Below are 12,453 nucleotides of genomic sequence, written 5' to 3' on the forward strand. Positions count from 1 at the left end.
CTCGATCGCCCGCCGCCCCTTCCAACAACTGAATTTGAAGTTGATCCAACCGCGGCCCGCACGCAGAAACAACCGTGAGTTCCACATTTTCGCCGCACCAAACTTCCCCAACAGCCGGCATTCTTTGCAACTGATAGCTCAAAAAACCTCCAATAGTTTGGTATTCGTCAGTTACTGGCAAATCCAAATTCAATATTTGATTGACATCATCTACATTTAGCTGCGCTTGTACTAAAAAAGTGCGATCGTCCAATACTTGCAAAGCAATTTCTTTGCTGTCGCCCGACTCGTAAGTGCGGCCGATAATTTCCGCTATCAAATCCCTCAGCGTCACTAACCCGGAAATGCCGCCAAATTCATCGACGACGATCGCAATTTCTTCCGACGAACGCTGCATCAAAGGCAGCAATTCTCCCAGCAGCATCATCTCCGGCACAAACCTCACTGCACTCATCCAAGTTACAATTTCTGTGTCGGGAGATAGCAAACCTTCAGCTAGAGGTTTTGCAAGTTGTTTGAAGCCAATAATGCCGATAATTTCGTCTAAAGAATCTCCCGTCACGGGATAGCGGGAATGGTTGGAAATTGCCATTTCGTCGAGCAAAGTTTGAAAGGTGGCCGTCTTGGGAAGTGCGACAATGCTGGGCCTCGGCACCATTACTTCTTCTACCCAAACTTCGCCAAATTGAAACACGTTGTTGAGCAATTCTCGCTCTTCTGCTTGCAAGCCGCTGGATTCGGTGGAAGTAGCTATAATTAATTGCAGTTCTTCGGGAGTAACCGGCCGATGGGTTGCGTCGTATTCGATACCCGCAAGCCGCAAGAGAGATCGAGTAGATTGATTTAGAAACGACACAAACGGATTGAACAAACGGGATATCAATAAAGTCGGAGGCCCGAAACTTCTGGCTAGCTGTTCGGAATAAAGTAAGGCTACAGATTTGGGAAAGAGTTCGCCGAGTACGATTTGCAGGTAAGCTAGCAGGAAAAAAGTTACTATTGATATTCCCAAAGAATGGGCCAGCGCCGATTTGATATAAATTGGCAGCGGCAAAGTGGCGATCGCAAATTTGACTAGCACGGCGATCGTATCTTCTCCAATCCAGCCGAGAGCTAAACTAGAAAGAGTGATTCCCAACTGCATTGTTGAGAGCAATCGCTCGATACTTTTCTGCAAAGATTGAACAGTTAGAGCTGCAATGTCGCCAGCTTCCACTAACTGATTGATGCGCGATCGGCGTACCGTCACCATCGAAAACTCAGCCGCCACAAAAAAAGCATTTATCGCAATCAGCAGCAGCACTGAGAGCAACCGCGACACCATCTCTGCCCAAGTCATCGCGGGTAAATCAGCTATCTCCTGCACTCTCGCCCCTAAAAGTGACACAGTTCTTCCTAGAACAACTTTCTCGATCGAACTTCAGAATCCCTGGAGCGTTTGCTCCTTTTGTCTTACTTCGCTACTGGAATGCCAGCTATTTGCAACTGCAATTTTTGACCTGGATAATCTGTCAGCGTCAGGGAAACTTCTTTAGCATTTTCCAGCAAAGCTGTGGGAATACTCACCGTACCGTAATACACCTGCCCGTTGGCGGGCAGTTCCGCCGGCAAATCCTCAGCAGTCGCCGAAAGGGCGCGGCTGCGGTCGTCGGTGACGTTCAAGAAACTGTAGAGAAACCTCACAGCTTGGGAGCCTTCGTTTTTCATGCTCACGTCTAGCAGCATCGAGTTGCCGCGCTGACTGGCCGCGCTCACTTCCAATGTTACTCCCCCGTCGCGACTGTTTAGGGGAAACTTGGCGCTGGCCTTTTGTGCTGCAGGTTTTTTGGCTGTGGCTGGTTTAGTGTTTGCTCGATCGGTTGTTTTTTCTGGCTCGCGACCTTCTACCCGCGCTTTGACGGTTTTCAGAATGTCTGTTTCTTTCAAAATGCTCACTTGGTCTTTGCTAGCCACAGTTCCTTGCTTGCCGGTGCCTGCATAGTTGTTGGGGCGAACATCGGGTTGAGTCGTTCCTTTCAAGGCTTCTCTACCTGTAGTAAATCCCAAAACAGAACTCGTCACACCTGCTCCAAACATTAGAACCAGCAGAATTAGAGTCAGCACTACTGTTGAATTCACTGCCATTGCCTATAATTTTATGCCGAGTCGTAGAAAATGCTTTGTCCGGTCGATCGATCTTACAGCGCAGAGGCGTTCGGGGCGATCGGGGACTCAACAAATCTCAAGATTTTGATTTTTGTTCTCTAGTTCTAGCACGAACTGGGAAATTATGTTATAATTAGTTTTTAGTTGCATCAAACAATGCAATTTTACGGCAGTTGGCCGAGCGGTTTAGGCAGCGAACTCATAATTCGCCCCAGGCAGGTTCAACTCCTGCACTGCCGATTTTTAATCCGATTTTTAATCAATCACAACGCTCCGCCGAGGTTCAAGACTCGGTTGGTGGGAAGATCTTAGTTTTGGACGGATCGGTTGCGAGAAACCGGGTTTCTGAGGTGAGGGTGCACTCGCCAACCAGACGCGCGATCGATCTTGGGGACGGTTAGCCACCCTGACTCAAAAAATTATGGTGCCGTCGCCAACGACAACCGTATCAACCCTTAATCAATTCCACTCCGTAGCGCCCGTCATATTCTTGAACGTAAACCTTAACTTGTTCTTCCTTTGCTGTCGGCAACTTTTTACCCGTAAAATCCGGCTGAATCGGTACTTCTCTGTGGCCTCGATCGACTAATACCGCCAACCAAATTTTCTCCGGCCGCCCGTAATCGTTTACCGCATTCAAAGCGGCTCGAATCGTTCTGCCTTTATATATAACGTCATCTACCAGCACAACGGTTTTGCCCGTCAAATCGAACGGAATTTCTGTTTTAGCCGGTGTCCGCATCGCCACTCGATCCAAGTCATCTCGGTAAAACGTAATATCCAAAGCGCCCACGGATACTTTGACTTGTTCGAGGACTTCAATTTGAGCTGCCAACATTTGAGCTAATGGCACTCCTCTAGTATAAATCCCCAACAACACTAACTCCGAGGGTTCCCGAGATTTTTCGACAATCTGGGAAGCAACGCGGGTGAGAGTGCGCCTCACTTCATCCGGCGATAAAATTTTGATAATTTTAGTCATTGTTTTGCTGCGAGTTAATTGTTGGCTGTTGGCCGATCGAACAATTTTAGATTTGAGATTTGAGATTTTAGATTGACTTGACAGATGAGTCTGGGGGTTTGAACTACTCACGTCAAAACTTTTTTTGCTATCCCAGAATCCTGTCGCAGGTATGTCTCTGTCCGCAGGTGAGGCCAGCAGTTAGCGGACAAAACACCATGAACTATAAAAAACTAATGATAGTCCCAACCAAATCACAAAGCAATACCGAGTTAATTGCAAAGCTTGACAAATCTGTTCCGGGGCGATCGGGTGAATCGGCTCGCCTAAGAGCGGTTTGTGTTTGATAACTCCCCGATAGGAATTTGTACCTCCTAGTTGTACTCCCAAGATAGCCGCGTAGGCGCACTCGCTCCAACCGGAATTGGGACTGGCATCTTTCACAGCATCTCTCTGACAAATCTGCCAAATGTACATTGGTTTGCCAGATATCAGGGCTAAAGTAATCACTGTTAGCCGGCAAGGAATCCATGTCAGCACGTCTTCTAGTTTGGCGCTAAACCATCCTAAATCAGTGTATGGCTCTTCTTTGTAGCCGACGGTAGAATCTAATGTGCTGGCTGCTTTGTAAGCGATCGCCAAGGAAACGATCGCGCTTGCTGCTATCGAGTCAGGAGCGATCGGCACATTGGTAAAACTTAATAATAGATGCGGCAGAGCGAACCCAACTAAGGCATAAAATAGCGGGGCAATCACGCCATCGACTGCATTCTCTGTTACTGTTTCTAACAGAGCTCGCAGAATTTCTGGCTCGGATAAGTTTTCGGTATCCCGGCCGACGTAAAGACTCAACCGTTCCCGCGCCTTGACTAAATCTCCAACAGTTAAAGGTGCTAGCACATCCTCCGCAGCCGCCCTCAAACTGCGACCGGCAAAACAGCTTGCGAGCAAAATGGTCTGCAGGGCAATACTTAAAAGTGGGTGCACCCAACTAGCAGCAAGGACGATCGACCAACTGACAGTATAACTGCCTAGAATCAGCCCGATCGCTAGTATTGTACCAGCACATCGCAGCAGCAGTTTGCGCCCGACCACAGCGGGACGATCGCCAGCGGGAGACATTTTACCTGCGGGATGATTCGATATATTAAACACGAGCCGAGTATAGCGGTCGATCGCCCAACCCATCGCCTGCACCGGATGCGGCCAACCCCAAGGATCGCCGATCGAATAATCCAATACCGCAGCTAAAATCAAAACAGTAAATTGAGCCGACATCATTATATATTGTGTCAAATTTGATAGTCCGTCCGTCGGTTCGTCGATCGGTCGAGCTGGTTTTAACCGCTGTTACCCAGAGCGGAGTTGGATTTTTGAAGTGTGATTTTAAATGCTGAGATTATTTTCATTGTCCGGCAAGTGTACGTTCTGCTCCCAATTAACACCGTCAAAGCGTAGGCTCCGAAAGTGCGAAACCGCATCAGAGTCAAGACAGCCGATGTTGACATCGAATCGATCGGGATGCGCGAGCGGACGATAGAACGAGTGAATCCCGCAAATCCGGCAGAAAGTATGTTGAGCGGTGCCTGTATTAAACGTATAGGTTGTCAAAACATCTTCGCCGCACAGCAACGTAAAAGGTTCCGGGCGCACAATTAGCTGCCAAAAATCCTTTCTTTTTACAGATAGAGCAGTTGCAATCAGATGCTTGGTGTTTGTTGGCGCCGGCTCGGAAGCCTACAGCACCGCAGCCTGTGGTGCCCGAGTAGGTAACAAGTGTTTCGTCCATATTTGCTAGAAGAGCGATCAAATAAATCAACTTACCATCTAAATGATAAAGCTAGTTTCTTCCCCCAGAGCCGCTTGCCAACTGCGGACATCATAGTATAAGTCTTCGAGGGAAATAGTGTACAGCGCTTCGGCAAGTTTTTTGTGCAATCGGTTCCACAAACTGAATGTAACCCAGTCCTCTGCTTGGGAAGCGTCGGGAGAATGTCGAGGTAAAGGTTCAATAGTTTCGCCTACCGCCTCTAAGATTTGTCCTAAAGAGATTTGAGCCGGCTCGCGGGCCAATTGATATCCTCCTTGGGAGCCCCGAACTGATTGGACTAAACCGGCTCGTCGCATTTCAATCAGCAATTTTTCGAGATACGGAGCCGGTAACTCCTGTCGGTTCGCGATCGATTTCACCGATGTCGGCCCGAACTGAGGTTGCAAACTTAGATCCAGTAATGCTTTGACACTGTAGTGTCCGCGTGTAGTTAACTTCATGGGATTTTAATATTGGGGCAAATATTTAGCTAACTGATAGCTGATAGCTGATGCTACTGAGTTTAGAGATTGTTCGCACCGACTGCTGCTACTCCTCAAGAAAGACTGCACCTTGTTAAAAATATTTAGACAATAGTGGTTAACAATTGAGCCGATAGGTGTAATATGGTTTTACGACCGGCTATAAAGCTAAAGTTTCTTGGTCTAACCCAAAACCAACCGAGAAAAATTCCGTACACCAGTTGAATATTTCAGGACTCAGTAGATGGCGAAAAAGAAAAATATCGAACCCCTCGAAGGCGAAGACCTGATCCAAAAGGTCAAAGACCTAGAGAACCTTACCAAGGAAGAAAAGGCTAGAGCCTGTGGCTACTATACCGTTACTAAGAACGGCGTAGAACGGGTTAACATGATGAAATTCCTGAATGCGCTGATTGATGCAGAAGGCATTCAGTTAGACGGGAAGCAAAATGGCAACGGACGCGGCGGACGCTCTGCCAGCTATCGGATTAGCGTTCAATCTAACGGCAACTTACTGATTGGAGCTGCCTATACCAAACAAATGGAACTCCAGCCAGGAGATGAATTTGAAATCTCTCTGGGACGCAAGCACATTCACCTGCGCCAAATCGATCGCGAAGAAGTATCCTAAGCCTGGACGATTTGCTTTGACTTTTTGCTGGAACTGGTGGGTTTGATTTCAAGCATTGAGTGCAAGCCGAGAGTTAGCTCTGAAATCTTTCTGTGTGCCTAAAACAGTATGGCTTCTATAGATGGCAATGGCTCGACAAAAGCCACTGCCACTACTTTATATTTTCTGAGAATACCTATTCTCGCCCCTCGCTATATCTGTTTGGAGAAGCGGGGGATTTTCCTCGTAACTACTGTTGAAGACAAGTTCGGTAAGCTGTGGCGGCATATAAATTATCGGTCAAAAAACAATTCCCCGAATGAGTGGGCGGTTCCTCTGAGCATCGCCCTGAACATACAATGTTTATTTGTCCGACAGCTTAGGATCGTGAATTAAATAATTTAGACGAGTTTGTGGGATGGGCGGGAGAACCCATCCCACAAGAACAGTAAAGATTGCAAGTTATTTAATTCTCATTCCTGAACGGATTGTGTAGCGGATGTAAGAGATGTAACGGATGGATGCTCAGCAGGGGATTTGATAATGCATTTAACGGATTTAACTCGCAGCTTGCAATATCTCAGATGTAACGGATGTCGGGAACAGGTTTGACGGAAGAAGTAGGTTGGGTTGAGCTAGGAAAGCGAACAAAGCCAGAAAAAGGCGGAGGAATGGTCAGCTAACAGTGCGTAATCCCATGAAAATAAGAATTTAAGTGCTTGGGGCCTGTTCCAAATCCATGCAGCATAATTCATTCCCAATTCTTCTATTTCTAAAATCTTTAATCTAAAATTGTATAAGTCCTGCGATCGCTCCTGATTTTGCTTGTGTGGGACTTGTTTTGACGGCAAGCAAACAGCTCCGATCGCCCGTAAGTAGAAATTAGGGGCTCGAACAGTTAAAGTATTAGAGAGCAATTAGTCACCAGCCTATGCCGTTGCCCCGATTCGCGAGCAAAACTTCCCAACAGCCAACAAAAATACCCCTGCGCCACGTTCTAGTTGCCTGTTTTGTACTGCAAATCGTCGCAGCAGTCGGGATTGTGGGATATTTTTCGTTTCGCAGCGCCGAAACAGCAGTCGAAGAAATCGCCCAGAAATCGATCGCCCAGACGGGGAACAGAGTTGAAGAACAACTGACTGCTGTTGTGGAAAATACGCAGTGGATAAATAAACTTAATGCTGAAGCGATCGACCGCGCTCAATTAAACTTACAGTTAGGACAGCCCCAGCCTCGGGGAGAGAAGTTTCTCTGGGAACAAATGCGATCGTTTAAAAGCATTCAGCGGATTTCTCTGGGTTCTGAATCAGGAGAATTTCTCGGCATTTGGCGCAACCCGAAGGACAACAGCTTGCAAATTGTCGCGGCTAACAAGTCTACTAACTATCAGAATATTTTCTACGCTACAGACGGCACAGGCGCTCGCACCGCCAAATTAAACACAGAACCGGGAACCTACGATGCCCGCCTGCGCCCCTGGTACAAAGAAGCTGTCGCAGCTAACAAACCGATTTGGACGAGCATTTATCGGGGGTTTAGTCCGGAGACAGTTTTTATTGCTGTCAGCCAACCGATTCGCGCTCGAAATGGTAAATTGCTGGGAGTTTGTGCAGTAAACTTTTCGCTCTGGGAACTTCAGCAATATCTCGCTCGCCTCAAGGTTAGCAACACTGGAGAAATTTTCGCGATCGAACGATCGGGCTTGCTGGTTGTAAGTTCGAGTCAAGAATCATCCTTCAGAAAGATCGCCCGAAAGCAGGAATTTGAGCGGCTGAATGTTTTAGACAGCCAAACTCCTGTGATTCGCACCGCAGCCAAGTATTTGTACGATCGCTTCGGGGGATGGGGCAACATTAAGCAGCGGCAGCAACTGAAATTGGGCCGAGACGGGCAGGAATATTTTGTGGAAGTGCTGCCGTTTTCCGGTAGTTACGGTTTGAACTTGCTGATCGTGCTGGCAGTTCCCAAATCCGATTTCATGGGGAAAATTAACAAAAATACCCGCACTACCATTTTAATTTGCGCGCTGGCGCTGCTAGTATCGACAATTGCCGGAGTGCTGGTGGCTAGATGGGTGACGCAGCCGCTGCTGCACCTCAACGAAGCTGCCAAAGATATCGCTAAAGGACAATTCGATCGCACTGTGGCGGTGAGTCGCGCTGATGAAGTAGGGGAATTAGCCCAATCTTTTAACGAGATGGTAGTGAAACTGAAAAATTCCTTTCAAGCTTTGGCCGCCAGCGAGGAAAAATTTATCAAGCTGGTAGAAAGCTTGCCGGTTGGGGTGATAGCCCTGACTCCGGCTGGTAGCGCGATTTTTATGAATTCGATGGGAGGAGAAATTACTGGTAAAGGGGCGGTGGAAAATACAACCCCTGAAGAACTTTCAGAAACTTATCAACTTTATGTAGCGGGAACAGATAAGCTGTACCCGATCGAAGATTCGCCCTTTGAACGCGCCGTGATGGGCCAAGAAATGTTCCTAGAAGATATGGATGTGCGTCGGGATGGGAAAGTTATTTCCTTGCAAGTGCGCTCGCAGCCAATATTTGATGCTGAGGGGAATGTGATTTACGTACTTATTGTGTTTCAAGATATCACGGCGCGCAAACAAGGAGAGCAAATATTGGCAGACTACAACCGTACCCTGGAAACGGAAGTAACCTCGCGGACGATCGAGCTAGCTCAAATCAATGCCCGTTTGGAACTCGAAATTGAGGAGCGCCAGCAAGCTGAAAAAATTATTCGCAAAGAGCGGGATTTTAACTTAAAAATTATCGAAAATTCTCCGATTTTTTTTGTGGCGATCGACTCGGAGGGTAAAATCCTGCTTGCCAATGATTGTATGCTGCAAGCTGTCGGTTATACTGCAGCAGAAGTTGCGGGCAAAGATTACTTAGCTACATTTGTACCCGAGAGCGATCGAGCCGGATTGCATTCGATTTTTGAGCGCGTCACAGGCCCGGAACAAACGGTTAACGAGCACCGGATTCTCACCAAGGGCGATTCCCTACGGGATAGCTACGCCTCGCGTACTTTGTTAGTCGAGTGGCACGGTACGCCTGTTTTGGATGAAAATGGCAATTTTGACTTTCTTTTTGGATTTGGGATTGATATTGGCGATCGCAAACAAGCACAAATAGCCTTGCAAAAAAGCGAAGCTCTGTTTCAGAAACTAGCAATCACTGTTCCCGGAGAACTTTACATATTCGTACAGCATCCTGACGGCTCTGTCAAGATGGAATATATCAGTCCGATGTGCCGAGAAATTCAAGAATTAGAGCCGGAGGAAATCCAGAACAACTCTGCTTTACTCTACGAACAAATGCACCCGGACGATCGTCCCAGCCACTTCGAGGCGATTGTCAACAGTGCCGCAAATCTCGAACCATTTGTCCACGAGTGGCGGATTGTCACAGCATCGGGAAAGCTCAAATGGCTGCAAGGTCATTCTCGACCGGAATTGCGCGAAAATGGAGATATTGTCTGGCACGGCGTAATACTTGATATTAGCGATCGCAAACAAGCAGAACAAGAACTAAAACAAGCCGCAGAAGCCGCAGAAGCTGCCAACAAAACTAAAAGCATTTTTCTCGCCAACATGACCCACGAATTGCGAACCCCCCTCAACGCCATTCTCGGCTTCGCTCAATTAATCGAACCCAGCGCTAATTTAAGTTTGCCGGAAAAAGAAAATATCAAAATTATTCGCCGCAGCGGAGAACACCTGCTTCAACTGATCGATCGAATCTTAGACTTATCTAAAATTGAAGGTGGACGCATGAAACTCCACCCCAGATACTTTGACTTGTACCGCTTGCTGGGCGACGTGCAAAATATGTTCCAAATTCCCGCAAAAAATAAAAAAATCAAATTAATCATTGACTATTCCTCCGATGTCCCTCAATACCTGCAAACTGATGATGTCAAGTTGCGACAAGTGCTAATTCATCTATTAGAAAATGCACTTAAATTTACCGATACAGGATCGGTAGCAGTCACCGTCAGAGCGAACCAAGAAGGAAACACCAAGCCTGTAGAAGGAGAAAATTTAAATTTACAGGAAAATTCCCAAAAAGTTTTGATCAACTTTGAAATTGCCGATACAGGAGTTGGCATTTACCCAGAAGAATTAGATAGTATATTTGAATTATTCGTGCAAAGTTCATCGGGAAAAAAAGTTCAAAAAGGTACGGGCTTAGGATTAAATATCAGCCGCGAGTTCATAAAATTAATGGGCGGCGAAATTACCGCCGAGAGCGAAGTGGGACGAGGTACAGTATTTAAGTTTGACATTCAAGCTGTGACAGCAGTCGCTCCAGTTGAAGCCACAGATTTTTCTGAAAGTTCAACTACCGTCAAACAAGAAGTATTCGACAGTGGTGAAATATTTACGCTTGAGTCGAAGCCGAAAGTTTCTCCTGAATGGACGAGCAATCTCAAACAAGCACTGCGCGACGCAGACTTCGACTTAATTGCTACAACTATTGAGGAAATCCGAAGCGAGAATGAAGTTTTTGCCGGAGTTTTGATGAATCATTTAGATAATTTTGATTATCAAAAAATACTTGATTTAATTACAGAAATTGAGCTGTAGGTGCGTCAGCCACAGCCAATGAATGATGACTTGGGCAGTTGCTAGTTGGCAGTTGGCAGTTGGCAGTTGGTAGTTGGCATTAGCTAATAACAACTAATACCAAATCCTGGTTTGGATTCCCTTTATGAACCTGTTGGCCTTGGGGCCGACATCGTTTGTGTAGACGCGGTTTCAACCGCCGCATGATAAAGGGGGTATGTTACCCTGATTTAGTATAACAACTAACAACTAACAACTAACAACTAACAACTAACAACTAACAACTAACAACTATAGCAATCCTAAATGATTTTCAATAACTGGTTCCCAGGCTCTACCTGGGAACCGATGTCAGCGAGGCTCTGCCTCGCCTGCGAAAATGGAGGCAGAGCCTCGCCTATCTGCGTTACCAGGCTCTTCCTGGTAACGAGTAACGAGTATAATCATTTAGGATTGCTATAACAACTCACAACTAACAACTAACAACTAACAACTAACTAATCTTTCTCTGGTTGAATTTGTTTGTGTTGCGAAAAGACTCGACAGTCATTAAGGTCAACAAATGACTGTTCTTCTTGATGCTTTTGTGACATATTCACTAGATTGTATTGAACATTTTTTTCATAAATAGTTAGAGCAATCTGACAAACTTCTAAAAAATTCACGAGCCACTGACATTCATCAGCCGATTTATCCTGATAGTATTCAATTAATCGAGCCAAACAAAGTTCTAAATAGGTTCGGGAATAGGCAGAAATCAAAATAATTTTGAGCATCAAAATTGCTAATGTTAAAGGATTTAGTTGAGCGGCGCACAGTAGAAATAAGGCTGTAGGTTCCCCGGAAGGTTCCACAGTCAAGGATTTGATTAGATAATTGCAAGTTCTCAGATGCAGGCTACTGGTCAAAGTTTCTTCATCATTTTCGGGATGAAAATTTTGTAAAATATTAATTAACTGTTCGCGGTCAATCTCTGTAACATAGAAAGTTTGATCGTAATAAAATAAATACTTAATCAGAGATTCCTTAAACCGCTTGTAGGTAATATTTTGAATCTGATCGAGAAAAATATTGGCTAAGTTGCGATAGTTTAATGAGCCTCGCTTGACCAAAATTATTTTGATTAAACGCAGAGCTTCATCTCCTAAAAGTGTGGGATTATAAAAATCTTTTAATTGGGCTGTGCCAGACTGAGAGCGCGATGTATACATGGCTAAATCGAATTTGTACTTTTCTTTTAGCTGCTGCGACAATAGTTTGGCATTTTGGCGTTCTTCGATGGTGTTTTTAGGATCTAGATATTGAGTGGCTAGTAAATAAGGCTGATAGCGAAAAGTCCATTTCTTTTCTACTGGATGGTAGTCGTCGTACTTTAATACAGATAATTTAAGGTCTTCGTAGTGTTGGGTTTTGATAAAGTTTGCCACCCACACTCTCAGTATTTTGAGACAATTGTCCGGGTGGAGTTCGGTGAGGGTTATCTCGCTAATAATTTGAATTAAGTCGCGAGCAAGTTGGTATTTTCTCTGACTTGTCCAGTTATTTATTAAGATGTAGCAGCAGCGTTTAAATAAGTTGTTGAATTGTTGTTGACTGTCTAATTCAATGATTGTGTGGAGGGCTTGAATTACTTTGGGGTTGACTGGAGCAGTTTGTTCGATAAATATTTTTTTAAATTCTTGAAAAACTACTTCTGATGCTGAGTAGTCCATCTGATTTATAAAAAATTTGTAAATTATATCTTGAGCTGCGGAAACGGTTAGCTCTGATTTTTTTAATTGAGCTTTTGGTTGAGGCTCACACTCATCCGGAAATATATTGTTTGTGAGAGCAGGGAGAACTTTTGACTCTTGTGTGTCGGATTGAGAT

10 protein-coding genes and 1 tRNA gene are annotated in these 12,453 nt (G+C 45.5%); 4 read left to right on the forward strand and 7 right to left on the reverse strand.

Going from position 1 to position 12,453, the window contains the following annotated elements; genetic code table 11:
• The coding region (locus IQ270_RS04995; protein WP_228056093.1) for a hemolysin family protein at window positions 1–1,339 on the reverse strand (1,339 nt) is incomplete at its 3' end.
• Window positions 1,340–1,452: 113 nt separating this feature from the next.
• A complete protein-coding gene (locus tag IQ270_RS05000; protein WP_193972148.1) occupies window positions 1,453–2,124 on the reverse strand; it encodes a hypothetical protein in 672 nt (223 codons plus the stop codon).
• A gap of 188 nt (window positions 2,125–2,312) precedes the next feature.
• Between IQ270_RS05000 and IQ270_RS05005 the strand changes: the two genes are divergently transcribed.
• Window positions 2,313–2,385, forward strand: a tRNA-Ile gene (locus IQ270_RS05005).
• Between the two features lie 208 nt (window positions 2,386–2,593).
• Here IQ270_RS05005 and pyrR read toward each other — a convergent pair.
• From pyrR to IQ270_RS05025, 4 genes are all read right to left on the reverse strand, one after another.
• The gene (gene pyrR / locus IQ270_RS05010; protein WP_193972149.1) at window positions 2,594–3,127 is read right to left on the reverse strand and encodes a bifunctional pyr operon transcriptional regulator/uracil phosphoribosyltransferase PyrR; all 534 of its coding nucleotides are present in this window, start codon (window positions 3,125–3,127) and stop codon (window positions 2,594–2,596) included.
• 180 nt (window positions 3,128–3,307) lie between these two features.
• Window positions 3,308–4,387, reverse strand: coding sequence for an adenosylcobinamide-phosphate synthase CbiB (gene cbiB, locus IQ270_RS05015; RefSeq protein ID WP_193972186.1), 1,080 nt, complete (start codon window positions 4,385–4,387; stop codon window positions 3,308–3,310).
• A 105-nt stretch (window positions 4,388–4,492) separates the two neighbouring features.
• Entirely contained in the window at window positions 4,493–4,759 is a 267-nt protein-coding gene (locus IQ270_RS05020; RefSeq protein WP_339384319.1) for a GFA family protein, read from the reverse strand.
• 174 nt (window positions 4,760–4,933) lie between these two features.
• A complete protein-coding gene (locus IQ270_RS05025) occupies window positions 4,934–5,377 on the reverse strand; it encodes an Rrf2 family transcriptional regulator (RefSeq protein ID WP_193972150.1) in 444 nt (147 codons plus the stop codon).
• A gap of 265 nt (window positions 5,378–5,642) precedes the next feature.
• Between IQ270_RS05025 and IQ270_RS05030 the strand changes: the two genes are divergently transcribed.
• The 3 genes from IQ270_RS05030 (at window position 5,643) to IQ270_RS05040 (ending at window position 10,605) form a co-directional block, all read left to right on the forward strand.
• The gene (locus IQ270_RS05030; RefSeq protein WP_193972151.1) at window positions 5,643–6,029 is read left to right on the forward strand and encodes an AbrB family transcriptional regulator; all 387 of its coding nucleotides are present in this window, start codon (window positions 5,643–5,645) and stop codon (window positions 6,027–6,029) included.
• 108 nt (window positions 6,030–6,137) lie between these two features.
• Window positions 6,138–6,404: a hypothetical protein gene (locus tag IQ270_RS05035; protein ID WP_193972152.1), complete on the forward strand. Its 267-nt coding sequence runs from the start codon at window positions 6,138–6,140 to the stop codon at window positions 6,402–6,404.
• A gap of 535 nt (window positions 6,405–6,939) precedes the next feature.
• On the forward strand, window positions 6,940–10,605 hold the full coding sequence (locus tag IQ270_RS05040) for a PAS domain S-box protein (protein WP_193972153.1): 3,666 nt from the start codon (window positions 6,940–6,942) through the stop codon (window positions 10,603–10,605).
• A 476-nt stretch (window positions 10,606–11,081) separates the two neighbouring features.
• Here IQ270_RS05040 and IQ270_RS05045 read toward each other — a convergent pair whose 3' ends face one another.
• Window positions 11,082–12,296 (reverse strand): hypothetical protein, encoded by a 1,215-nt coding sequence (locus tag IQ270_RS05045; protein ID WP_228056091.1) that lies wholly within the window; start codon window positions 12,294–12,296, stop codon window positions 11,082–11,084.
• Window positions 12,297–12,453 lie beyond the last annotated feature (157 nt).

Origin of the sequence: Microcoleus sp. LEGE 07076 (assembly GCF_015207455.1) — a bacterium.
Lineage (GTDB): Bacteria > Cyanobacteriota > Cyanobacteriia > Cyanobacteriales > Microcoleaceae > Microcoleus.